This window comes from Photobacterium carnosum, assembly GCF_002849605.1.
In the GTDB taxonomy this organism is placed as follows: Bacteria; Pseudomonadota; Gammaproteobacteria; order Enterobacterales; family Vibrionaceae; genus Photobacterium; species Photobacterium carnosum.
Genome location: NZ_NPIB01000006.1, coordinates 151,981 through 178,565, shown reverse-complemented (window position 1 = coordinate 178,565; position 26,585 = coordinate 151,981). Strand labels below are relative to the sequence as shown.

The window sequence follows — 26,585 nt, the reverse complement described above, 5'->3', positions numbered from 1 at the left end:
TACAACGTTGATAGGTCAGGTGTGTAAGTGCTGCGAGGCATTGAGCTAACTGATACTAATTGCCCGTGAGGCTTAACCATACAACACCCAAGGGGTTTTTCTTCTCTAAAGAGAAGAGACGGACTCTACAAACGCTTGAATGAGTGTGAGAACAACTAGTCAGATTTTTTCCAGATTGCTATTTATTGCCATAAGGCGATAAATAAAACAGAATTTGCTTGGCGACCATAGCGTTATGGACCCACCTGATCCCATGCCGAACTCAGTAGTGAAACGTAATAGCGCCGATGGTAGTGTGGGGTCTCCCCATGTGAGAGTAGGACATCGCCAGGCTTCAAATTTATATTATTGTTATTTATTAACAGTAATAGACACAGAATTTACTTAGCGACCATAGCGCAACGGTACCACCTGATCCCATGCCGAACTCAGAAGTGAAACGTTGTAGCGCCGATGGTAGTGTGGGGTCTCCCCATGTGAGAGTAGGACATTGCTAAGTTTCAAATTGCTTAATTGCTGAATAGACACTGCGGAGTGGTAGTTCAGTTGGTTAGAATACCGGCCTGTCACGCCGGGGGTCGCGGGTTCGAATCCCGTCCACTCCGCCATTTTTAGAAAGAAACCTGAATCTAACGATTCAGGTTTTTTTTCGTCTGTAGGAAATAGTAACGATAGCGAGGTAGTTCAGTTGATTAACTTTCTATTGGGAAGCTTAGCGGCCTATCACGCCGAGGGTCGTGCTGATGTTCGGAATGGTAAATCCCGTCTACTTCACATTTTTAGAAAGAAACCTGACTCTAACGATTCAGGTTTTTTTTCGTCTGTAGAAAATAGTAACGATAGCGTGGTAGTTCAGTTGGTTAACTTTCTATTGGGAAGCTTAGCGGCCTATCATGCCGAGGGTCGTGATGATATTCGGAATGGTAAATCCCGTCCACTTCACATTTTTAGAAAGAAGCCTGAATCTAACGATTCAGGTTTTTTTTCGTCTGTAGGAAATAGTAACGATAGCGAGGTAGTTCAGTTGATTAACTTTCTATTGGGAAGCTTAGCGGCCTATCATGCCGAGGGTCGTACTGATGTTCGGAATGGTAAATCCCGTCCACTTCACATTTTTAGAAAGAAACCTGAATCTAACTATTCGGTTTTTTTCGTCTGTAGGAAATGGTAACGATAGTGTGGTAGTTCAGTTGGTTAACTTTCTATTGGGAAGCTTAGCGGCCAGTCACGACTATTATTTGATGGAAAATGGCCGCGCTGATGCTCTGGTTGTAATGCTAGCTATGGTAAATCCCGTTCACTTCACCTTTTTAGAAAGAAACCTGAATCTAACGATTCAGGTTTTTTTTCGTCTGTAGAAAACTACTTTAATTCATAGAGACCGGTGTGAAAAATTTCACGTTGCTGTTGGTCACTAATATCTCGACGATGTGACCGATAACGTGAAATAAAATAAGTAATAGCGACAGAGAAAAGGGCGTAGGCAACCAGAAAAGTAATCGGAGAATGAATAATATTGGCTGAAAATACCCAAATAACACCCGTAACAGTAATTGCTAATTTAGTCAGTACGGCGACAACTAAAAAACTCATTGTATATTGTGGTCGACGGATGGCTTGGTAAGCAATGAAGTAGCTACAACTGACAGCGATAATCGCTAGTGTAAATCCAACTGAGAATGAATGAAAATGTTCACTAAATAAAATAGCTAGCGCAATCATGGTGATAGCAATGATGGCATTTTTCATAATAACTCCTTACCTTACGCAGAAAGTTTTATTTGGTGAGATAAGGATGGACTTTAATTGGATAATTGTATGTGATGTGATGCATTTTTTGGTTAATTGATAACAGTAATGATGTAAAATGTGATTAATAATTGGTTATTGTTAACTGTGAGTTTGTGGGAATGTAACAAATAAAAGGGTAGCCAGAAGACTACCCTGTGGCAAAGATCATAACAACTGATCTGCACAATGTAACAGCTATAAGGCGTGTTACTAGGACTTAGCAATGAAAATAACTAACTGTTATATCGCAAGAAATTGCTTAAATTGTAATAAAACAGCTTCTGCTTGAGTTTGATCTTCCATTTCTACAAATAAACGCAGTAAAGGCTCTGTGCCAGAGAAACGTGCAATCGCCCAGCCACCATTTTTAAAGTAAACCTTGGCGCCATCGGCATAGCTGACTTTTTCGATTTCATAATCAAATTCAGGCAGTGATTTTTCGATATAAATTTTATTATAAAGACGCTCACGCTCTGCGGCTTTAAAGGTACAGTCACCTTCGGCGGTATAGGCATAACCAAAACGGCCATAAATTTCATCTAGTAACTCAGATAATTTTTTACCGGTTGAGCTGATCATTTCAACGAGTAAGCTTGATGCGAAGATGCCATCTTTACCCTTTATGTGACCACGAATAGTGAGGCCCCCAGAGCTTTCACCGCCAAGTAATGAGTCATCGGCTTCCATTTGAGAACTGATATGTTTAAAGCCAACCGGTACTTCAAATGATTTTTCACCATAAGCCGCAGCGACTTTATCAAGTAAATGGGTGGTGGCGATATTACGTACCACTGAACCTTTCCAGCCTTTGTATTCTAATAAGTAGTAATACAGCAGCAATAGCACTTCATTTGGATGAATAAAGTTACCTTTTTCATCAATGATGCCTAAACGGTCAGCATCGCCATCAGTACCGATACCAATGTCATAGCCTTCTTGAGCGACTAGGTGTTTAAGACGATAAAGTGTTGCTGCACTTGGTGATGGCATTAAGCCACCAAAGCCTGGATTTTCACCATCGTTGATAACATCAACATCACAACGACCGGTAATTAATACTGTCTGGAGGGCATTTTTTGCAACACCAAACATTGGATCAATAAGAACACGTAAGTTAGCTTGTTTAATGGCTTCTAAATCAAGTAAGGCAATAACCGAGTCAACAAACTCGTTCATTGGGTTGATGATTTCAATTAATTTATCATGTTGTGCTTGTTCAAAATCAACATGTTTAACATCAGCGGCAGTTAGAACCGCTACTTGTTGCTCAATTTTTTGAGTAATGATTTCATCAGCATCACGTCCGCCTTCGATAAAGACTTTAATGCCGTTATAGTCCGCAGGGTTATGCGAGGCCGTAATACAAGCAGAGTAAGTTGCACCTGTTTGTTTGGCTTTAAACATCACAATGGGTGTCGGCACAAAGCGATTGATAAAACTACATTTAATATTATTTCCCGCTAATACTTCAGCAAACCATGTCGCGGCTTTATCTGATAAAAAGCGACGGTCATAGCCGATAATAAAACCATTTTCTGTTACTGATTCTGTGATCATGATGTTAGCAATAGCTTGCGCTACTAAACGTACATTAGCTTGAGTAAACTCTTCACCAATAAAGGCACGCCAACCACCGGTTCCAAATTGAATCATGGAGGAACTCCTTTTTCTCTCGCAAAATAAAATGGGGAGTATATTGACTCCCCGAAAAGTGATTAGCCCATTACTACCGTAACAGTATTCACAGAGCCTTCAGCTTGAGGGACTATTGCGCCCTCTACTGATTGACCGTTGATCATAATAGATTTGATGCCTTTGCTAATATGATCTGGGTTAGTAACGTTAATATGGTACGTTGCCCCACGCCATTCACGCGTGACTTCAAATCCTGGCCATTCAGTTGGAATACATGGATTAATAGTTAAACCATCAAAGCCTGTTTGAATACCTAGAATAAAGTTAGTCACGGCAAAGTAAGCCCAACCAGACGTACCTGTTAACCATGGGTGGTTTGCTCGACCATGATCTTGGTGATCACGACCCATGATAAATTGCACGTAAGAATAGGGTTCAGCCAGACGCGTTTCAATCATGTCGTTTTGGTTGTATGGGTTGAGTGCATCATAGAATTTCATTGCACGGTCGCCACGACCTAGTTTTGCTTCTGCTACCCATGCCCAAGGGTTTGGATGTGAGAAGATAGCGCCATTTTCTTTAACACCTTGGTATACACGGGTTACGAAACCAATGTCGTCGTTAGGGGTTGAGAATGATGGTGCATTAAGGTGTAAGCCAAACTCTGAGTAAAGGTTTTCATCAACCGCATCCATTGCTTGTTCACCACGATCTTGTGATGCCATGCCAGATAGAACAGCAAGAGTATTTGACTCAAGATGAATACGACCTTCAGTTTGTTGTGCGGTGCCTATCTTGTCGCCATTTTTGGTTAAACCACGAATGTACCAGCCACCTTCGTCATCCCATAAATGGGTTTCACAGGCTTCACGAACATTGGCAGCCATTTCAGTGTATTTTTCAATATCGGCTGTTTTACCTTGGTATTTAGCCAGTTGAATAAATTCTTGTAGTGCCCAGAAGTGAAGGAACGATACCATTGCTGATTCACCGCCACCTAAGTTTAGGCAGTCGTTCCAATCGGCACGTAGACCTTTACAGATACCTGTTTGACCCACATATTTAGCGGAGAAATCAAGTGCTGCTTTCATGTGATCATAAACAGTTGCATCGCCACCATCAGCAAATGGGATCACTTCATCAAGGAAGCTTTCTTCGCCCGTTTCTGTCACATATTTACAGATAGTGGGTACTAGCCATAAGTGATCATCTGAACACGTATCATCAATACCGTGGATCTTATCGGCATCACTTGGGGTTGGAACAACCGTTGGTGATTTTGATGGTTTAACATCGGCCATTTCAGGATCGAACCAATCAGGATCAAATAGGTGTAAACCGTAACCTGCTTTAACTTGACCACGAAGCAGATCAACTAAGCGTTTACGTGTCATTGCTGGGTTTGAATGTGGTACTGAGATAGCATCTTGAGCGGTATCACGGTAACCAAGACCTGTACGGCCACCGACTTCGATAAATGAAGCAAAACGAGACCATACAACACATGTTTCAGCTTGATATAGCGTCCAAGTGTTGATCATGGTATCTAAGCCTTCGTTTGGCGAGGTAACCTTGAACTTGTTACAACGGCTTTCCCAGTGGTGTTTGATTTCAGCAAATGCAGCATCAACAACAGCGTTATCTTGGTATTTTTGACGTAGACGTTGGCCTTCGTTTTTACCAATACCTAGAATGTAGTTAAAGCGCACTTCTTCACCCGGTTGAAGGGTAAATTGCTTGTGCAGTGAACCACAATGGTTGTAACAGGTTTGCACGTGATTAGAACAATGGCCGTTTTCAACCGCGATTGGGTTTGACTCATCACGGTATGCACCAATGAAAGTATCACGTTGACCATCATAGCTATCAGGGTCGAAACTTGATGCTAAGTAGTAGTAACCTTCTTTAGTGTTAGTGTTGTAGTAAAGATCGTATTCAATCACACCATTTTGGTAAGAAGTGCCCGCAGAGTAAAGGCTCATCTGATGGTTTTGGTTATCAGATTGAATGTGGCTGAAAGAGAATTCAACAAAAGAGAATGCACTAATAGTACGCACTTCATCTGTGGTGTTTTTCAGGACAACATCCCAAATTTCAGCATCTTCACCAATTGGCACGAATAAGGTTTTCTGAGCTGAAATGCCATTGTATTCACACGCAAATTTTGAGTATGACAAGCCGTGACGCACTTCATATTTCGCTTCATCAAGACTTTTAGCGACTGGCTGCCATGAAATAGACCAGTAATCACCTGTCGCATCATCACGTAAATAAACATAGTGTCCTGGGCGATCAAATGTCGCGTTGGGACGGAATTTAGTAACGCGATTATATTCTGGTGACTTATAAAAAGAGTAACCACCTGCATTTTGTGAAATCACCGTACAGAACTTTTCGGTACCAAGGTAGTTCGTCCATGGTGCTGGGACATCAGGTCGAGTGATAACGTACTCTTTGTTGCTATTGTCAAAATAACCGTATTTCATTATTTCTAATCCTTAAAATATTCACTTTACTGTGTGCGTGGTTATTCACAGTGGCGGTAATTAATACCCGCCTTGTCTAGATAGTTAAGTTGACCTTTCAAGCGAGCTTTAAAGTCATCCCAGTTACGATGTTGTGGTTTGCTCCAGCAGATCTCCGATACCGCTAATAAGCGCGGATAAATCATATATTCAAATCGACTTTGGTTATTTATTAATTCTGACCAAAGTGCTGTTTGAATACCTAAAATGTGCTGTCGCTCAGAATTTTCCGCAGCGATCATGCTAAGTGGGTGATAATTGTAAACTTTATCCAGTGGTAATTTACCTGCCCAATCGACGCCTGCTTCATCTGCTGAGTAACCTTGGGCTAGATCGAGGTAGGTAGATTGTGCGGGTTGCATTACCACATCAAACCCATTTTTAACGCATTCAAGGCCTGCTTCTTCACTAAGCCAAGAATAAATTACGGTGTTTTTGCTGACTTTATTACCATGGGTCGCTTCTTCCCAACCCATCATCCGTTTGCCTTTTTCGCGTAATACTTGTTCAGCAAAACGTAATATATGCCCTTGGAGTTCCATGGGGTCGTGGTAGTTATTGTCGGCCATTAATTGTTGGCAAGCGGCACTGTCAGACCACACCCCTTTTGGTACTTCATCTGCGCCAATATGTACAAATGGGGCAGGGAATAGAGCACAAATTTCATCTAATACTGTTTGAATAAAGGTGTAAGTACCTGCCAATGCTGGTGATAAAACATTGTCAGGGTAGTTTTGAATGCTGCGATATACCGAATGATCATCAGGATCTTTTAATAGTTTAGGCAAGGATAAAATGGCGGCGCGGCAGTGACCGGGCATATCAATTTCAGGAATAATAGTGATACCGCGATCGCTGGCGTAAGCAATCACATCGCGAATGTCTTGCTTGGTATAGAAACCACCATAACGTTGATCAATATGACTAAATTGTGGGGCGATAATTTCATTAGGGCCACGCCATGCACCAATTTCTGTTAATTGAGGGTAGGCATCAATTTCAATACGCCAACCTTCATCATCAGTGAGATGCCAATGGAAAGTATTAAATTTATAACGCGCAAGATGATCTAATAGATGTTTAATACGATCGACGGGGTGAAAATGACGACCACAGTCAAGCATCATGCCACGATAGCCATAATGTGGCTGATCGGTGATTTCTACCATAGGCACGCAATAAGTCGCATTGGAGGTATGACTGGGACTGTTAGGTAACAATTGTAATAATGTTGAAGTCGCATGCACAAATCCTGTTGAGGAACTGGCTTGGATCCAAATATTATCGGTTTCGATCAATAACTGATAACCGTGTTCGATAATGTCATTACTGACTTGATAATGAATATTTCCCTGAGGGTGAATAGGCATTGTTTCATTAAAATGTTTTTTACATTCAGCACTTAACCAATTGATCGCCCCTTGTGCTAAAGCTGGCGGGGTTTCAATTGCGGTGGTTTGATTAAAAACGAATTCACCGTGAAGACGAGTTAACTGGTTAGGTTGTGGGATTAATGCAATATCACAACCGACGTTAGGTAATGGGGTACAGTAACGCTCGATCGACTCTTGATCTAAGTTAATCGCGGTGGTGTAAACTTTTAATGGCGTAATCTGATGCTGATCATTATCAAGTGCAATAAAGGCTTCACGAATACCATCATCATGAAGATTAAATGGCATGGTTTTCATGGTAAATTCAGTGTAAAAGTGCCCATTAGCCGCTAACGGCGGTAATTGTGATAGGCAACTGTAGCTACCTATTTGGCTAATATTACCCACAGATACGGAGGCCGGATCAATGCAGCGGCTTATAAAGAAATACAGTGACCATCCATGCAGTGCTTGGTCGGTTAAGTTATGTAAACTTAATGCATAGCGGCAATAGCCTTCATATTTTTCTATTACTGTAAAATCAAGACGATAAGTCATTTATACTTCCCTAACGTACAAATAAATTGTGATTGCTGCGCGTCATTGCAATGGCACCATCCATTGCATCACCCTGTGGTGTCGCTAGACGATGTTGCATTGGTGGGGTTAGCCATGCTTGAATACGTTCACCAATGCCTCCCATTAGGCAAATGTTGTGCGCGCCACGGAATATTAATGCTTGCATCCACATTTCAATATCAGCAGCTGTTTGTTGTAGCAGTGAGATAGCGAGTGGATCATTGCGTTCAGCAAAGCTAAAAATAGCCGGTGAAAATTGACCATAATCACAAGGTCGAGCTGTTTTTGACCAGCTAACAATGGCATCAATATCATGATCAAAATGGGTTAATACATGGTGGGCTAATTCTGTTTTTGGCACGATACCATCAACACTGAGTAGCACTTGTTGGATTAGGTGCAACCCCATCACGGCTCCACTACCTTGATCTGAAATAGGAAATTCACGTCCGCCGACAATATGTTGGTTGCCATTCAGCAGTAAAATGCCGCAAGAGCCAGTCCCTGCAATTAAAATCGCGCCATCTTTACCGCCCCAAGCCCCTAAACAAGCACCGTAAGCATCAGTATTTAATGTGATCGCGCCATAAGGGTGAGGTTGTTGCATGAAAGCATGCCAAGCTTGTTGTTGTTCCGCGCCAGCCAGTGCCAACCCGACAGACATCGTTGGATAATCAGCGGTAGTTAATTGTGCTTGTTGAGCTGCAAGGGTAATCGCTTGTTGAATTGATGCCATGGCGATGTCACTACCAAGCAAAATATTAGCGCTACCCGTTTTGGCTTCACTTAAAATATTGCCATCTAAATCACAAATACGAGCGCGACAAGAAGTGCCACCACCATCAATACCCACGAGATAACGATAAGGGAAATTAACCATGGTGACGTTCCTTAAATTGCAGCGTAGTAGCTAATAAATACCAACCACCATGAGGGATCCATTGCTCTCCCCAGCGCCAATTTTGTAACATGTCATCTTTTTGTGCTGCTGGATTAAAGGCAATATCTTGTTCGTTCTCAAAACCTGAAGTAATGCCATTACAAACACCGCCTTTAGCATTGCTAAAACCAAGCTGCGGAAGGTAATCGGGGTTATTGTGGCCATGTCCATCTAACATGCACATATCAAATGGATTTAAGCCTAAAATCCAATTCATCAATTGCTGACCATAGTGCATTAATTGTTGCTTTAATGCGGCATCAGTGAGGTGATCTTGTGCCATAAATGCCATGCTTGCTAAAGAGGCGATTCGAGCATTTTCACCTTGCCACCAATAGCCTGATTCATTGTTATGGGCGACAAAGAAAGCGGTTTGTTTATCGCCATCAACAGCCTTAGTGTATTGGCGTGGATAGCCAAACGGGTTGTTAACTTCAGCGGTTAACGTTAATTCAAAAGTAAGTGCATTCACCAGTATTGGGTGTAATTGTTGCTGCTGTTTTGTTTCCGGCTCTGCGGCTAAATATTGCATTAAGGCAATCGCAGGTAAGCCTGCTTCTGCGGTATGGAAATAAGGACGGCTACCATCAGCGGTTGCTGACCAGTAGTGGTTAATGTGTTGATCTGACATTTGACGTTGGCTTAAACGGTGCGCCCACTCACGCATCTCCGTTAAGTAACGATTCTGTAATGTAGTTCGGTAAAGCTCAACTGCGGCTAATAATGCGCAGTATTCATCAATGATATTTTCAGTACCATCATTGAGATAATTGATATTGTGTTGTTTTAAATGCCAATAGCCACGTTCTGCTGCTTGCAAATATGCCTCACTTTGTACGTTGTCATTATGGGGAATACGGCTACAAGACGGTAAGGTTGTTATTCGAGCGGCTGCGGCTAATGCTGCAATTGCAACGCCCCCACCTTGGCGGAAACCGGCTTGGTAGTCATCCGTTTTGACGCCATCTTGGGTTGCATAAGCGCAGATATCACGTTGTGTTGGCGACTTGCTCCATTTATCAAATACTGTCATATAGAAGAAACCGTCATCACTTTGCATACGCATTAAAAAGTCAGCGCCAAATAATGCTTCTTCTAATAAACGTACGCGGGTGAAATCGGCAACATCAGGTTGATCTTCTGCGATTTCATAAGCTTTGAGCATGTTCCAAACAATCATCGGTATCTGCTGGGGATTAAGATAATTGGCGTAAGAAAGATGACTTAAATATTTACTAACATCACCTGATGCATCATACCAACCGCCATGAACATCAACTTGAGTCTCGCTATTGAGTAATCGCGCTTGGCTGTCTGCGTGATCATAAATGCCGCTACAACGTTGTGATTTGAAATAATGTAGAACATCACTGAAAGTACGTTGCATTAATAGGCCTTCAGCAATGCTGAAAACCGTTGATTCAATATTGGTGTAACGAATGCGATATTCGCCTGCATCTTGGCAAGCAGAAAAATCAATCTGGTAAATATTGCCTGTATGCCATTGTGCGGTGGTGCCACATGCTGTTATTGGCAGTTGCATAATAGTTTGGTTAGTATGATTGCACACTAATTCGGCTTGACCTGATAGTGTTTGAGAGGTTGTTTGTAATAAAGCGTGCTTTGTATTAAAGCGTTCATAACCAAGGTGATTAATTAACAGCTGCATAAGGCCTCCAATGTCGCTAATAAGTGATGGCTCCTTGTGGGAACCATCACTGAACGGCTGGTGCGACAAATAACATGGAAATAAAAGTAAAAGTGTTATTAGTGCTTAATTTTGTAGCTTAAGTTTTATTGCTTAGTTTTCGTATAAGTAACAACGGACAAAGTGGTTGTCAGATAACTGCGTTATTTCAGGTAATTTTTCGCGACATTTCTCTGTTACCTGCATACAACGACCCGCAAACGGGCACCCAAAACTGTCAGGCGTCCATAATGGAATTTCACCTTTATTACCTTTAAGTTTGGTGTGAATTGATTTGCTTGGATCGGGTACCGCTGAAACTAATAACTGGGTGTATGGGTGTTGTGGGTTATGGATAATTTGTTCAGTATCACCCCATTCAACCATGTGACCGACATACATAACTGCAAGATCTTCAGCAATGTAACGTGCTGTTGCGATATCGTGTGTGATGTAAAGTAGCGCCATTTCACGCTCAAATTTCATCTCTTCCATCAGGTTAAGAACACCCGCACGAATGGAAACATCAAGCATTGAGGTTGGTTCATCAGCCAGTACTACTTCTGCGCCGACTGCGATATTACGGGCTAAGTTAACACGTTGGCGTTGACCACCAGAAAGCTGGTGGGGAAATTTTTCTGCTGTTGCTTTTGGCGGAATTAACCCCACTTGCTCAAGTAAGCTGTAAACGGTTTCTTCAAGCTCTTTTTTATTACCGGGTGAGACTTTATTGTGGATCAGTAATGGACGCGCAATATGGTGAAAAATAGTATGAGTAGGGTTTAAAGATCCAAACGGATCTTGCCATACCATTTGTACCCCTTGACGGTATTTCATTAGATCATCACGACTAGTAATGGTCTGAATATCACGTCCATAATAATCAATTTTACCGCCGCTAGGGGCGTACATTTTAGCAATCATTTTAGCGGTGGTTGATTTACCAGAGCCTGATTCGCCAACCACAGCTAAGCCACGGCTTTTGTACATTTTGAAAGACACATCGTTAATTGCACGCATCTTTGATTTTTTAAGTGAGTTACTGTTTACCGAAAAATCTTTAATTAGATTTATGCCTTCGATAATCGGTGTTCCAACAGGCTTGCTCATAGTGTCTCCTAAATACTGCCTATAAATGCGATGTGTTGCTGCTAATTACCTGTATTGGTAAATAGGTGGCAGTTTGATAAACGTCCTGGTTCAATCTGGCTTAACTGGGTTGGGGTGCTGAAACAGGCGGGGTGGGTTTTCCCACAGCGAGCTTGAAAACGACAACCTTGTGGTATTTCAAGTAAATTCAAAGGATTACCTGGGATACCTGTTAAGCGTGTTTTAGGGCCTGTTAATGGAGGGAATGAACTTCCCAAGCCTTCGGTATATGGGTGGAACGGTGTTTCAAGAATTTGCTTAGATGGTGCCACTTCAATTAATTCACCTGAGTACATGATGCCGATACGATCAGAGAACTCGACCATCAGTGATAAATCATGGGTGATAAATAAAATTGAGAAGCCAAACTCTTCTTTTAGTGCATAAATTTTTTGTAGAATTTCACGTTGTACGACTACGTCTAATGCTGTGGTTGGCTCATCCATGATGATCATCTTTGGATTAAGCGCTAGCGCAATGGCGATCACTAAACGTTGACGCATACCACCTGAGAATTGGTGCGGATAATCACGTAAACGGCTTGGGTGAATATCAACAATTTCTAATAATCCCTCAGCACGGCGAATAGCTTGCTTACGGTTCATATTGGTATGACGCATGATTACGTCACAAAATTGCTCTTCCATGGTTAATACGGGATTCAATGCGTTCATCGCGCTTTGGAATACCATTGACATTTCACTCCAACGGAAGGCTGACATTGCCATCTCCGTTTTCTTTAAAATATCGCCATGACCATCAAAAATCACTTCACCGCCGGTAATGAATGCTGGTGGCTTATGCAGGCGCATCAGGGAGAAAGCAATGGTTGATTTACCACAACCAGATTCACCAGCAAGACCAAAAATTTCACCTTTACCAATGTCAAAACTGACATTGTTAACCGCACGGACATCACCTGCGTCTGTAATATAATCAACACATAAATTACGAATTGAGATTTGTGGATCGGTCATTATTTAGTCCCGCCTTCTAGTACTGGTTGAGGAATAATATCAACCTGTTGTGCTTGTTTTGCTGTTTCTTTTGCAAGGTTTTTCCAACGGCGCATGCCTTTATGTGAACGTAACTGCGGGTTAGCTATTTCATCAACCGCAAAGTTCAACATAGCAAGGCCAATCGCGATAAATATCAGTGCGATACAAGGCGCTAATACTTCCCACCAAGCGCCGACTAACATTGAAGATGATGTTTGAACGTTGTATAGCATCACACCCCAGCTAATGCCGTTTGGATCACCAAGGCCTAAGAATGAAAGCGTTGCTTCTACGTTAATGGCGTACATGACTGAACCGATGAAGCTTGCACCCACGATAGAGATAAGGTTAGGTAAAATTTCAACAAAGATAATACGGCTTGATGATTCACCTAATACTTCAGCAGCTTTTACAAACTCTTTTTCTCTAATCGATAAGGTTTGAGCGCGTACTACACGAGCACCCCATGCCCAGGAGGTGACAGCAATAACAATGGCAATGGTCAGTGGTCCTGCTTGGCCAACGAAGGCTGCGATAACAAATAGAATCGGTAGCTGTGGCATTACCAACATAATGTTCATACATGCCGTGAGAATTTCATCAATACGGCCACCAAAGTAGCCCGCTGAAATACCGATAATCGTTGCTAAGAAACAGACTAATAGACCCGCACCAAAGCCAACAGCGAGTGAAGTACGTGCGCCATAAACAAGTTGAGACCAGATATCACGACCCATGCGTGATGTACCTAATACGTGATCGGCGTCTTTTGACATCAATAACGTACGATTATTAGTCGCTAAGTTTGTAGCAATCCAACCCTCTGGATTATCTTGTGCTGCTTTTACAATAAAAGCAGGGTATTCATGTGGATTGCCAGTTCTTTTATCTGGCTCATATTGTGTAATTAAGGGGGCAAATACAGCTGCTAGAATAAAGAGAATAATAATTCCGAGACCAAACATTGCTTTAGGGTTGCTAGAGAGTAATTTAAATAAGGCTTTCATGATTACTTGCCTCCTTTACGTAGACGAGGGTCTAACGCAACAATTAGGATGTCGGCCATAAAGTTAAAGAACAACATAAACATCGTCATAATCAGTAACTGACCTTGCAGTACTTGATAATCACGAGAATGGATAGCATTTAACATTACCGTTCCCAAACCTGGGTAGTTGAAAATCATTTCGATAATAAGCTGACCACCGATAGCCATACCTAGCGCCATAGATAATGCTGTCACACTTGGTAGCATTGCGTTACGTGCTGCGTAGTTGAATACCACCCGGTTTTCACTGAGGCCTTTTCCTTTAGCCATCGTGATGTAGTCTTCGTTTAACAGGTTAATCATGTTGTTACGCATACCAATTAGAAAGCCGCCAATTTGAATAATCGTGGCACAGAAAAGGGGTAGGGCTGCGTGATAAAGTATATCTTTATAGAATGCAAAACTGCTCCAGTCAGGAACAAGACCAGCAGTATATGCATTACCTGTTGGGAACCACTGTAAGCCAATTGCAAAGGTAAACATTACCAGCATTGCAATAACAACGGGCGGGACGGCTTGAATAACTAACATTCCTGGGGAGATAAAAGTATCGTAACTGCTGCCACGTTTCCACGCTGCAAAAATACCAAAAACTGAACCGACACAGAATGAAATAATAACGGCAGAACCCGCTAAAAATAGCGACCAACCAATTGCACCACCGAGTAAATCATTTACTGATAATGGGTAAAATTTAATTGAAGTACCAAGGTTCCACGTAAATACGTTTGCTATATACGTGTAGTATTGCTCATACCAAGGACCATCAACAAAACCTAATAGTTTCTGCATAGCAGCGATACGCTCAGGGGTAACCTGTGCGGTTGCGTTTGCGAACATCATGGTAACTGGGTCACCTGGCATCGCACGCGGAAGAATAAAGTTTAGCGTTGCCGCGAAAATTAGCGCGATAAAATAAAACGATAAACGACGTAAAAAGAATCCCATAACTCACACCTTACACATCCAGCTTGCCTTCCTGAGCTGAATTCAGGACGTAAAACCCCCTGACGCAAACGCCATACCTTTGATTGCAAAAAGGATTAGAGGGAAGAGGCGGTGCACAAGGCGTGCACCGCAAATTTAAGCAGAAATTATGCTTTTGGTTTTAGGTCTAGAACTTGAAGTAGACGCTCTTGAACACCAGCCCATACCATTGGACGGCCTTTAGGGTTCTTCTCGTTCCACCAACCAGTGAAGCGACCTTCATTGTATTGGAAGTTGTTAGCACCAGAAATGATTGGGATTGTTACTTGGTTCTCCGCAATGATTTTCTGAATGCTATGAGCAATCTTGATTTGCTCACCCTTATCAGCTGTTTTGTAGAAGCTGTCTAATAGCGAATCTAACTGTGCATTTTGGAAGTAATGCATAGCGAAACGTGGCATACCGTCACCTTTCTGTAGACGTGAGTTGTATGCACTGTCCCAGTATAAGTGTGGATCTGCACCGTGGAAGTAGTTAGTAAATGCTACATCGTAAGTGCCTTTTAGCATTGACTCGTTGTAAACAGCGAAATCAGGCGTACGTGCTTTAGCATTAATACCTGCTTCTTGAAGCTGCTCAACACCTAGCTGTACGGTGTTGTTAAAGTCAGTCCAACCGTTTGGTGATTGAACTTCAAGTTCAATTTTTTCACCTTTTGGTGACTCAACAAATCCGTCACCATCAAGGTCTTTAAAGCCCGCTTTGGTAAGAAGGTCTTTAGCGCCTTTGATGTTGTATGTATTGAAAGCTTTGTACTTATTATGTACCGCTTCGTCAGACCATGACTTGAAGCTATCACCTAGACCTGAAGCGTAATCGTTTGGTGTTCCCGCGCCGTAGAACGCGATGTCGATGATAGTTTGACGGTCAATTGCCATAGAGAATGCACGACGGAAATCAACATTATTGATGGCTTCGTTGTTACCCGCTTTTGGCGTTTTGTAGTTCAACATGAATGACATTGTGCCAGCAGCAGGATACCAGTATTTGTGGTTTGGATTTGCTGCAGCATAAGTGCTGTCGATATCAGGAATGAATGATGACGTCCAATCTAGCTCAGAATTGATGATCTTCGTTAGTAGTTGGTCGTTGTTTGCAATTTGAGGTACACGTAAACAATCAATGTCTAGATTTGCGTTATCCCAGTAGTTAGGGTTACGACATTGAACGTAAAGCTGAGGAGTAAATATCTCGATCTCTGTAAATGGACCAGTACCTACAGGGTTTTCGTTAGTGAACGTTGTAGGGTTCTTTACTTTGCTCCAAATATGCTTCGGAATAACAGGCACTTTAGATATTTCAAACGGTACGTTTGAGTTAGCTGCAGTTAGATCAAAGATAACCTTGTTACCATCTTGCTTAACTGATTTAACCCATTTGTTGATACCGATTTGGTCAAGTTCAGGCTTGTCTTTTACTAGCTCAAAAGAGTAAACAACATCTTCAGCTGTGAAGGCTTTACCGTCAGACCATTTCACGCCATCACGAATTTCAAATGTTACCTTCATTAGGTCATCAGACATGTAGTAGTCTTTTGCCAAACGCATAACAGGCTCGTTACCATGCATTTGGTTAAAGATAACCAATGGCTCATAAACGAACTCAGTTGTTGTACGAAGGTTTGTTGCTAAAAACGGGTTAAAGTTACGTACCATTGTAGGGTAAAAATCGGGCACGATTGTTAGCTGGCTTTTTTCTGATGCAGTAGCAACGGGTGCTGTAAAAGCGGTTGCTGCAGCAACGACTGCAAGTGCTAACTTAGTTTTGTTTATATTGGCAAGCATAGCTGTTCCTTACTCTTAGCTCTGTTTCACTAATGGAAATAAAAATGAGCTCCGTCATTGGAGCACTGTAAACCTACTTCACTGGAACTGAGTAACGCTGAACCATTGAATGGCCTTGTAGGTTCTCAGTGGCTTCAATATTGGCTGGATTGGTCTAATCGTCAACGTGGTCGCCCGTCAAAAACGTTAAAATTAATATATTTACCGTCAAAAACGTTAATTTTGCTGTTTTATATGATTGAGTATTTAGTAAATAGCGTGCTAAGTATCACAGATGAGAGGTGTTGTTACATTTCAAATGCTAGCGCTTACTATCTTTATATCCCTGTTTATATTGGTATTTCTTTCTGTAAAGAATAAGGTGTGATGTAACGCATATGATATTTTATGCTTATTTTTATGCGTAAAATTTGACGTGTTAGTTTGTTGTGATTCGGTTCTCATAAACTAAAAAAAATTATTCTGAGAGCTAAATAAAGGTATTTTTTGATGAATGTGATTCAATTTTAACCATTAATGAGAGTGTGACATTGATCATTTATACGGATTTAACCGTGATTATTTTGAGTATTAAAAAAGTAATTATGGTTAATTGTTAGTGCGGATAATGTAGTAATCAATACGTGGTGATTGTTTTTCTCATGATTATGTTCAGTTGTGTGGCCGTTATTTAATACGGTATCTTCAGGCGATAAAAAAGGCTCTTAGAGAGCCTTTTTAATGCAATGCTAGATGAGTGTCTTTATTTAATTATGACTAATAATGTGATGCAATTTATCGCGTATGACAACCAGTTCTTGGCGCGCTGTATTTGATTGTGGGCAGCGTTCTAATACGTAATCCATGGTATTTATTACGGTGCGCCAACGGGGTGTTTTAGGCAGTGTTTCAAGTTGAAGGTATTTATCTAAGGTGCGAGTTTGAAGGGTGCTGCGATCTAAATAAACACGCCATAAGCCACTTTCTTCGGCTAATTCAAACTTACTTTTGTGTGATTCAGCTTCCCAGAATACCAAGGTCGCTTTCATGGCATCGACTAATAATTGGCGAATTATTTCGGTTTTATTATGTTCACCATCACCTAATTTATCGGCTAAACGGGTGAATTCCCCTCCTAACTCTCGCAGTTGTTGAAGGTTATTTTTATCACCATTAAATACAAATTCAGACAATACATCAATCGCATTTTCAAGCAGATTAATACGATGATCAGCAGAGGGCCCTTGGCTATCAAAGACAAACATTTGTTTAAGGCCTGATTCAACGGGTAAGTTGATCACATCGGTCATTAACTGTTGTTTGTGATCACCAATGTAATAGCTAAGATGACCATTAAAATGATGATTATCAGCCACAATTTCAGGTAATGGGGTCGCTAGAATATCGTCAATGGTATAGCGTTCTAATAGCTCAGGCGCGCGTTTAAATAGCTTACCAGCAGCACTGTTGGCATAACGAATTCGACCTTCCTGCTGAACACAGATAATCGCCTCATTGGTTGAGTCGAGTAATCCAAGTAAGCGACTTTGAGTTTCAATTAGTCCCATTTCAACTTGTTCGCGGCGGTGAATTTCTTGCTCTAATGCGTGATTTTTCTGGCGCTCAATTTCAGTTTTTCCTGCCTGTAAATAAGCACGAATACGCGCAATTAATTCTTCTTTATTAAATGGTTTTGTTAAGTAGTCATTCGCGCCACACTCAAAGCCTTTTAAGCGGTCTTGTATTTGTCCAAGGGCTGATAACATAATAATGGGAAGGGCTAATAGAGAGTGATCTTTACGTAGTATCGTACATACTTCATAACCACTCATTTCTGGCATCATAATATCAAGTAAAACCAGATCGGGTTGTTGTTCAGCGATTGATGCCAATGCTTGCGGGCCGCTTTCTGCTGTTTGGACTCGGTAACCAGCAAGGCGTAAGAAACTGGTTAATATTTGTAAGTTGACGGGTTCGTCATCAACAATCAGTAATAATTCACCGTCTGGGTTTTCGGGTAAATCGGAGGCATCATAATTAGCAGTATTTAATAACGGAGCTTTAAAATGATTTTTATTCGGATTGGCAGCCATTGCTGCTATTTGGTTTGCATTGGCTAAATTTAGAGTGAAACTAAATGTAGTGCCGACCATTTGTTGACTGCTGACATATAACCGTCCTCCCATCAGTTCAACTAATTGACGACTAATCGATAGCCCAAGCCCAGCGCCCTGACGGTAATTTGCCGATCCAGTATTGGCTTGAATGAGTGGCTCAAAAATATGCTCCAGTTGTTCGCTGGGAATACCTTGTCCTGTATCAACCACTTGAATTCGTAATTGATGCTCTAATACTGTTGCTGATAAAATAATTTTACCTTCAGAAGTATATTTAATCGCATTTCCGACTAAGTTATACAGCACTTGTTCTAGGCGCTGTTCATCTGCATCGACTAACGGTAGATCTGCTGGTATTTGATTAATAATTCTAATCGGCTTATTACCTAATAAGTGGCTAGATAATTCTAATACCAGTCGAATAGCGACCGACATATCAACTGCTTGATGGTTGATATCGAGATCACCATAGCGCATTTTATGGTAATCAAGCAGATCATCAACCAGTGTGGTTAAGCGTTGGCCACTATTGATGATCATTTCTAATTGGCGTCGTTGTGATTGATGTAATGCGCCGTTAGCACCTGCTAACAACGATTCTGCAATTCCTACCATACCGTGTAATGGGGTACGTAATTCATGCGAGGTGGTGGCAAGAAATTCATCTTTCATTTTATCTGCGGTTTGCAGTTCATTATTTTGTTGGCGAATAATGGTTAGATTATGTTCTAACTCTTTATTTTGTTGCTTAATTAGTCCGATTTTTTCACTGATTGAACGCTGCATACGGGCAAAACTGATCGCAAGACGACCAATTTCGTCGCGGCGTTCAGTACCATCAATTTTTTGTTCTAAATCACCACCGGAGGCTTTTTCTGCCGCCCACGTTAAGCGTAATAACGGTGCAGTGATCGAGTTAGATAACCAATGTGAAGTAATAATAACTAAAATAATGGCAGTAACCATGGCTGCGACAAAAATTTTCTCTAATTCAAATATGCGCGCAAATGCTTCTTTTTCTGGAAATTCAACTACTAATGCCCAGTGATGACCTAGAATCTTCAGCGGAGAAAAAGCACCTAAGACAGGGATGTTTTCGTAGTTGATAAAACTACCAATGCCTGATTTACCCGCAAGTGCTTGATCAATACTTTGGCTTTGTAATTGTGTTGGTAATGGTGAATTAGTCTCAAAGCGTAGTTGATGATCGCTCCCGACTAATAGCGTTTGAATATGGTTAGTATTATCTTGAATGAGCTCAGTGACTTTTTTGTTACTAAGCTCCATAAAGACATAACTATGAAGATAGCCTTGTTGAATGATCGGTGCGGCAAACCAAGCGGTAGTGTCATTATTATGACTATGAGCACTAAAATCTGTAAATACGACGGGTACTTGTTCGGGGCTATTTTGACTTTGTTTTGTTTTAGTCTTAATGGCTTTAAATGTTTGCTGTAATGCAAGATGTGACGTGTTGTTGGCTAATAGGTTAACACCAAAAAGATCATGATTTTTAACCGAGTAAACAATATCACCTGAGATATCGACCAACATAATATCTTTGAAATCGGAACGTTTAAGGTACTCGTTATACACGGCATTATAACGCTTAAACATTAATCGATACCGTTCGTGACCAATGTATCCACGATCGGAATTTTGATTACCTTTTGTGGTTAACGTTAAATTAAAATAATTAGCTCGCCCTTGGGCGTTAAGTTGCGAGTCAATATTACCCAGTTGATGGAATGCTCCGACTAAACCGTAAAATCTTCCGCCGCTGTTATTTGATAATTCTGAGCGTGCAAAGCTTTTTACTTCAGATTCTTTAGCCGTAAAGAAACTCTGTAATTGTTTATGTTTATTATCACGCAATGAAGCTAGGTGGTTGATGCTTTGTTCTGCTAAATCTTTAGTGTGAGAATTAAGAAAATAGAGTGCTGACAATATCAATGGGGTGATACTGAGGACTAAAAATGCCAGCATAAGCGTGTGCTGAAGACGTTTAAAGCGTTTAGTATTCTGCATTCCGGTGCCTGAATAAGATGTTAATATTTACGGTTTTAACGATAAATGTAACCACGTTAAAATAGACATTATTATATTAACGGTTGTCCTAATTGTTAATATCTTAATGTGATGAGTAATCGTGTTTATACTGGATTTTTATTATGAATCAAGTTACTAGGAATGGAATCGTGTCAAGAGGCACAAAATTAACAAATTTAACGTTATAAAAAAGGGCAGTATTGACTGCCCTTTATAAAATAGAGATTTTGATTATTGCTTATGGTTAGTTATTTTTTTGCCGTATATACATTGAATTTATTAGTATGAGAACGGATTTCACATTGGCCAAGGCTAGCTTCAATTAATGGTGGGTATTGTAAAAAACAGTTAGCCACAATCACTAATTCACCACCATGACGTAAATACTGAGGGGCTTGATTAATAAACGTTTCAGTGGCGGCATAAAATGTTTTTAAGCCAGAATGAAATGGCGGGTTACTGATTAAATATCGGTAAGGACCATTAATGTTTTTATAAACATCAGTAGCAATAAAATTGGCGGTTAGATTATTAACCTTAAATGTTTCTTTCGCCGACTCAATAGCTAGTGCGCTAATATCACATAGATCTAGTTCAATCTGTGGATATTTGGCTTTCATTACGGCACCAATAACACCTGCACCACAACCAAAATCGAGTACACGGCCGTTAAGGGCTGGTAAATTATTAAGTAATAGTTCTGAGCCTTTATCAAACTCACCGTGGCTAAATACGCCCGGCAATGAACGCACTGTTAAATTAACACCTGCAATATTAATCGGATAGCTACGGAACCATTTATTGATATCAAAAGTGGGAGCGGGAGTATCGCAACGTCCCCAATAGAAACTACAACGACGAGCAGAGTCGTATTTGGTTAGTGGACCGTATTGCGCAAACATTTTTTCTGCACTTCTGACGCCACAGCGGTTTTCACCTACGATACAAATTTCAATGCCAGCCGCAAACTTACTCAATAACATTGATAATAAATAATCAGCTTCGGCTTTTGCTTTTGGCCAATAAAGCAGAATCATATCAACATCTAGCTCTGCATTAAGTTCAGTACCAAAATGACAGTCAATTGCTTGATGGTGCTCAATGTCACCTACGTAACCATAATTGGTGGTAAATACTGTTACCGATTGTGCTGTTGTGAGTAATTCTGAGGCAAAGGTATCATTTAGTTCGCCAGCAATAAGGACTTTGCGATTTTCAAAAAATTCAGATTGACGAGCAACCACTTGGCTCGCAGGGGAATAAGACATTTAACTGGCCTCAAAATAGACATCATGGTTCAGGAGCGCGGATTGTTCCATAAATAGTGTCAGATGGAAAGGCGCAGCTAATAGAAGAGGTATAATCATAAGCCGCCGTTATTGTCGTTAAGAATAACGGCAAGCTAGTGAGTAATTACTTAAGATTAATTACTATCTTGTTGTTTTAGGAAGGATTGAAATTCAACTTCATACATTTTAAACAACACTAATGTTACGCCAAAAATAATTGGACCATAGATCATGCCAATTAAGCCAAATAATTGAATACCACCAATAATTGAAAAGAAGATCAATAAGGTATTCATACTTGAACTACCTTGCATTAATAGTGGGCGAACAATGTTATCGATAGAACCGACAACAAGAACGCCCCAACAAGCAAGAAACAGTGACCATTCCCAATCACCCACCAACAGTAAATACAATGATGCAGGAATCCAGATCAGAGCAGTACCAACAACGGGGATTAATGAAGCAAAGGCCATCATTGAACCCCAGAATAAGCCTTGGAATCCGCATAGCCACATAGCGAATCCACCGGCAAGTCCTTGTGCTAGTGCTGTTAAGAAAGAACCGAGCACGGCAGATCGTGCCACTTGCTCTACCTCATTCATGATGGTGTCTTCTTGACTACGAGATAATGGAATAACGTGGCGAATGGCAGCGATCATTTTATCGTTATCACGAAGTAAGAAAAATAACACGAACAACATCATCATGAAGTTAACTAATAAATTCGTCGCATCACCTAATATTTTAGCGCTGATATTAAGTGCTTGTGAGCCAACTTGAGAGGCTGTGGTCGCTATTTTCTGAATGATCACTTGAGGATCAAAATCATGGAATGGTGAGTATTTATCGATTAGCGCGAGTGCTTTTTGGGCAAAAGGGTGGGCAAACAGTTCTTTCGGTCCGCCGGTTGTTAACCATGTATAGCTTTCTTTTGATACGGTAGTGCCTTGATGCACGATCGATGAAAAAACCACTAAAATAGGAATAACGATAATCACCGTCATAATAAAACATGACAGCATTGCCGCGGTATTTTCACGCGTTGGCATTCTGGCTAGTAAGCGTTTATGTAATGGTGTGAATAATAAAGAAATAATAAACGCTAACACAATCGGACCTAAATAAGGTTCAATCAATTTATAACTGGCATAAGAGGCGACAAAGAGTGCCACTATCAGCATCCAGTGACGTGGTTCTACCTTAAACGGGTGAGACACGGTATTTATCCTTTTTAAATCCATCGATAAAAGTCATTCTCACTGTAATTGATAAAGATTATCATTATAATCATCACTGGGAATTTGATGATTATAGCCTTTATCGAGGAGATAGCTTATGGGATGTTGTAATTGTGGTTGTGATGACAAAAAAAAACGTAAACCACCGTTAGTGCTAATTGTTTTAGTACTGGTTGTTGGACTTTCAGTTTATTTTTGGCAGTAAATAGTAACCAATAGAATATATTATTCATTGGTTCTCGTTGATTAACGTCATATTAAACGCCAGTCGTAAAAAAGGTCACTGCGAGTGACCTTTTTGCATAATAGCATTAATAAAATAATGTTTTTAACAACATTGTCTTATTTATTTTTTAAAAGAAGGCTATTTTGCTTCAGCAGCAAGTGTTGCAAATGCAAAATCTGCAGCCTCTAACGTGGCATCAATTTCTTTATCGTTATGTGCAAGGGACGTAAAGCAAGCTTCATAAGCTGAAGGTGCAAGGTACACGCCTTTATCTAACATTAAATTAAAGAAGCGTTTGAAACGTTCAATGTCACATTTAGTCACATCGTCATAGCAAGTCACACTGTCTTGATCAATAAAGAAGAAGCCAAACATTGCGCCAACTTGGTTTACAGCTAATGGAATGCCATGTTTGTCAGCTAGTGCTTTAAAGCCGTTTGCTAAGCGTTTAGTGGTATTAGCAAGGCGCTTTTCATTGCCTTCTTCTATTAATACGGTTAAACATGCATGACCTGCTGCCATCGCGACAGGGTTGCCTGATAGCGTGCCAGCTTGATATACAGGGCCTGTTGGTGCGATAAATTCCATCACATCACGACGACCACCAAAAGCACCCACTGGCATACCACCACCGATGATTTTACCTAACGTTGTGATATCAGGTTTAACATTGTAATACGCTTGAGCACCACCTTGTGCGACGCGGAAGCCTGTCATTACTTCATCTAAAATTAATAGTGCGCCAAATTCATCACAAATTTCACGTAGACCTTGAAGGAAGCCGGCTACCGGTGGAATACAGTTCATGTTGCCAGCAACAGGCTCAACGATAATACAAGCGATTTGATCTGGCTGCGCGGTAAAGGCTTCGCGAACTGAATCTAGATCGTTGTAAGTTGCGGTTAAAGTATGTTTAGCAAAATCAGCTGGAACACCCGGAGAGCTAGGTTGACCAAGCGTTAATGCACCTGAACCTGCTTTTACTAATAGGCAATCAGCATGACCATGGTAACAACCTTCAAATTTAAGAATATTATCACGACCAGTAAAGCCACGAGCAAGACGAATGGCACTCATGGTTGCTTCTGTACCTGAACTTACCATACGTACCATTTCCATCGACGGTACAAGTTCTGATACTAACTCAGCCATGGTTATTTCCATTGCTGTCGGTGCGCCAAAGCTTAAACCTTGCTGGGCTGCGTGAATAACGGCATCACGAATTGCCGCATGATTGTGACCCAGAATCATCGGTCCCCATGAACCAACGTAATCAATATACGCATTACCATCAGCATCAAAAATATAAGCGCCATCAGCGCGATCAATAAATAATGGTGTACCACCAACGCCAGCAAAAGCTCTCACTGGTGAGTTAACACCACCTGGGATTTTTTGTTGTGCTTTAGCAAATAAATCAGCTGACTTGCTCGTTTTGCTCATGTTAAATCCTATAAAAAAAGTAAGGCGATGATTTAATCCACAGAAATTTCGATCCTAATTAATTATAGGTAGGGAAGTGTGGAGAATGAAACTGCCTTATTGTACCTAAAGTGGTGCTGAAGATAGAGTCATTTTACTGTTTAAAATGAATGCTAATCTAAAAACAAACACTCTAATTTTGAGAAACATGTCACAGTTGCAAAGCTATTTTTCAACATTAGCAGTGTAAATCATAACCACATTGGATTAGGCTATAGTATTGATCCTATCTTCATCCTCCGCTGTAATGGCATTATATTTATATAAAACGGCTTTCTAATGACTGAAAAATCGCGCGGTTTTCATATACCTTCCCATCTCCAACCGAGTGGTTTGGTGAGGCGTTTTTTGACCAAAGATAAAACCCCTATTTCTGTTCTATTTCTTTCAGCTCTCGTTGGTAGTCTTGCTGGCTTGGTCGGTACACTATTTGAAATTGGTGTGCGATGGGTGAGTGAACAACGTACTGTCTGGCTACGTGATGAAATTACAAGTGTGCTGCCGTTATGGTTAGCTGCATTTATTGTCAGCGGTACATTAGCCTTTATTGGTTATTTTTTAGTGTGCCGTTTTGCCCCCGAAGCCGGCGGTTCTGGTATTCCTGAAATTGAAGGCGCAATGGATGAAATGCGTCCTGTCCGTTGGTGGCGAGTTATTCCTGTTAAATTCTTCGGTGGTTTAGGCGCGTTAGGTTCAGGTATGGTTTTAGGCCGCGAAGGTCCGACGGTACAAATGGGCGGTAATATCGGTCGTATGATTTCAGATATTTTCCGTTTAAAAGATAAAGAAGGTCGCCACTCGTTATTGGCTGCTGGTGCTGCTGGTGGTTTGGCTGCTGCCTTTAATGCCCCAATGGCGGGTATTATGTTTGTTATTGAAGAGATGCGACCACAATTTCGTTACAGTTTGATCTCTGTTAAATGTGTAATGATTTCAGCAATGATGTCGACTATCGTGTTCCGATTTATTTCGGGTCAAAGTGCGGTTATTACTATGCCGCAATATGATGCGCCAGCACTTAATTCGTTATGGCTATTCTTGGTGCTTGGGTTGTTATTCGGTGGTTTTTGGGTTGTTTTTAACCGCTTAATTATTTTCACATTAGATTGGTTTGTTACTATTCACCATAATAATCGCACTCGTTATTTAATTACTGGTGGCTTATTAGGTGGCTGTTTTGGTCTATTATTACTTTATTTTCCAGAGCTGACTGGCGGCGGTATTTTTCTTATTCCACCGGCAACTAATGGTGATTACAGTTTAAACATGTTGTTGCTGTTGTTTTTTGCGCGTGTTGCAACAACATTATTATGTTTTGGTTCTGGTGCTCCCGGTGGTATTTTTGCGCCGATGCTGGCATTAGGAACATTGTTTGGTACGTTTTTTGGTATTGTGGTACAAGGTATTTATCCTCATTTAGATATTGCTCCTGGCTTATTTGCTATTGCAGGTATGGGGGCATTATTTGCAGCAACAGTGCGCGCACCGATTACGGGTATTTTGTTGGTTATCGAAATGACTAATAACTATCACCTTATTTTACCTTTAGTGGTGACAACATTGGGTGCGACTATGATGGCTCAAATGCTTGGTGGTCAACCGATTTACTCCCAATTACTTCACCGCACCATTAAAAAAGAAAAATTAGGTCACGATTCACCACATGATGCTCCAGTTGAGACGGCTAATACTTGAACAAAATAGTC

General features: G+C 40.9%; 16 protein-coding genes, 1 tRNA gene and 3 rRNA genes. 5 read left to right on the top strand and 15 right to left on the bottom strand.

Features of this window, described 5'->3' with window-relative positions; all coding sequences use genetic code 11:
• The 4 genes from CIK00_RS07765 to CIK00_RS07750 form a co-directional block, all read left to right on the top strand.
• Positions 1-80 (top strand): 23S ribosomal RNA (locus CIK00_RS07765); the annotation flags it as partial.
• A gap of 137 nt (positions 81-217) precedes the next feature.
• Positions 218-333: ribosomal RNA gene (gene rrf, locus CIK00_RS07760) — 5S ribosomal RNA — on the top strand.
• Between the two features lie 50 nt (positions 334-383).
• Positions 384-499, top strand: a 5S ribosomal RNA gene (rrf, locus tag CIK00_RS07755).
• Positions 500-531: 32 nt separating this feature from the next.
• Positions 532-608: transfer RNA gene (locus tag CIK00_RS07750), tRNA-Asp, on the top strand.
• A 754-nt stretch (positions 609-1,362) separates the two neighbouring features.
• Here the strand turns inward: CIK00_RS07750 and CIK00_RS07735 are convergent.
• The 15 genes from CIK00_RS07735 to hemL form a co-directional block, all read right to left on the bottom strand.
• On the bottom strand, positions 1,363-1,749 hold the full coding sequence (locus CIK00_RS07735) for a hypothetical protein (RefSeq protein WP_101768320.1): 387 nt from the start codon (positions 1,747-1,749) through the stop codon (positions 1,363-1,365).
• Positions 1,750-2,031: 282 nt separating this feature from the next.
• Positions 2,032-3,444: a phosphoglucomutase/phosphomannomutase family protein gene (locus tag CIK00_RS07730; protein ID WP_101768319.1), complete on the bottom strand. Its 1,413-nt coding sequence runs from the start codon at positions 3,442-3,444 to the stop codon at positions 2,032-2,034.
• Between the two features lie 62 nt (positions 3,445-3,506).
• Entirely contained in the window at positions 3,507-5,912 is a 2,406-nt protein-coding gene (locus CIK00_RS07725; RefSeq protein ID WP_101768318.1) for a GH36-type glycosyl hydrolase domain-containing protein, read from the bottom strand.
• Between the two features lie 41 nt (positions 5,913-5,953).
• Positions 5,954-7,882 carry a beta-N-acetylhexosaminidase gene (locus CIK00_RS07720; RefSeq protein ID WP_101768317.1) on the bottom strand — a complete coding sequence of 643 codons (1,929 nt, stop codon included), beginning with the start codon at positions 7,880-7,882 and terminating at the stop codon, positions 5,954-5,956.
• Positions 7,883-7,892: 10 nt separating this feature from the next.
• Positions 7,893-8,783, bottom strand: a complete 891-nt coding sequence (locus CIK00_RS07715; protein ID WP_101768316.1) for a glucosamine kinase nucleotide-binding domain-containing protein — start codon at positions 8,781-8,783, stop codon at positions 7,893-7,895.
• Positions 8,776-10,512 carry a glycoside hydrolase family 9 protein gene (locus tag CIK00_RS07710; RefSeq protein WP_101768315.1) on the bottom strand — a complete coding sequence of 579 codons (1,737 nt, stop codon included), beginning with the start codon at positions 10,510-10,512 and terminating at the stop codon, positions 8,776-8,778. Before CIK00_RS07710 ends, CIK00_RS07715 begins: the two co-directional genes overlap by 8 nt.
• A gap of 132 nt (positions 10,513-10,644) precedes the next feature.
• On the bottom strand, positions 10,645-11,640 hold the full coding sequence (locus tag CIK00_RS07705; protein ID WP_101768314.1) for an ABC transporter ATP-binding protein: 996 nt from the start codon (positions 11,638-11,640) through the stop codon (positions 10,645-10,647).
• A gap of 41 nt (positions 11,641-11,681) precedes the next feature.
• On the bottom strand, positions 11,682-12,656 hold the full coding sequence (locus CIK00_RS07700; RefSeq protein ID WP_101768313.1) for an ABC transporter ATP-binding protein: 975 nt from the start codon (positions 12,654-12,656) through the stop codon (positions 11,682-11,684).
• A complete protein-coding gene (locus CIK00_RS07695; RefSeq protein WP_101768312.1) occupies positions 12,656-13,684 on the bottom strand; it encodes an ABC transporter permease in 1,029 nt (342 codons plus the stop codon). The genes CIK00_RS07700 and CIK00_RS07695 overlap by 1 nt, the downstream gene beginning before the upstream one ends.
• Positions 13,685-13,686: 2 nt before the next feature.
• Complete coding sequence (locus CIK00_RS07690; RefSeq protein ID WP_101768311.1) at positions 13,687-14,673, bottom strand: ABC transporter permease; 987 nt, start codon at positions 14,671-14,673, stop codon at positions 13,687-13,689.
• A gap of 146 nt (positions 14,674-14,819) precedes the next feature.
• Positions 14,820-16,496: an ABC transporter substrate-binding protein gene (locus tag CIK00_RS07685; protein ID WP_101768310.1), complete on the bottom strand. Its 1,677-nt coding sequence runs from the start codon at positions 16,494-16,496 to the stop codon at positions 14,820-14,822.
• Between the two features lie 746 nt (positions 16,497-17,242).
• Complete coding sequence (locus CIK00_RS07675) at positions 17,243-20,620, bottom strand: response regulator (protein ID WP_193435459.1); 3,378 nt, start codon at positions 20,618-20,620, stop codon at positions 17,243-17,245.
• A 269-nt stretch (positions 20,621-20,889) separates the two neighbouring features.
• The gene (gene rsmC, locus CIK00_RS07670; protein WP_101768308.1) at positions 20,890-21,909 is read right to left on the bottom strand and encodes a 16S rRNA (guanine(1207)-N(2))-methyltransferase RsmC; all 1,020 of its coding nucleotides are present in this window, start codon (positions 21,907-21,909) and stop codon (positions 20,890-20,892) included.
• A 155-nt stretch (positions 21,910-22,064) separates the two neighbouring features.
• On the bottom strand, positions 22,065-23,150 hold the full coding sequence (locus tag CIK00_RS07665) for an AI-2E family transporter (RefSeq protein ID WP_101768307.1): 1,086 nt from the start codon (positions 23,148-23,150) through the stop codon (positions 22,065-22,067).
• A gap of 385 nt (positions 23,151-23,535) precedes the next feature.
• Positions 23,536-24,840 carry a glutamate-1-semialdehyde 2,1-aminomutase gene (gene hemL, locus CIK00_RS07660; RefSeq protein ID WP_101768306.1) on the bottom strand — a complete coding sequence of 435 codons (1,305 nt, stop codon included), beginning with the start codon at positions 24,838-24,840 and terminating at the stop codon, positions 23,536-23,538.
• Positions 24,841-25,158: 318 nt separating this feature from the next.
• Between hemL and clcA the strand changes: the two genes are divergently transcribed.
• On the top strand, positions 25,159-26,574 hold the full coding sequence (gene clcA, locus CIK00_RS07655) for a H(+)/Cl(-) exchange transporter ClcA (RefSeq protein ID WP_101768305.1): 1,416 nt from the start codon (positions 25,159-25,161) through the stop codon (positions 26,572-26,574).
• Positions 26,575-26,585: the final 11 nt, after the last annotated feature.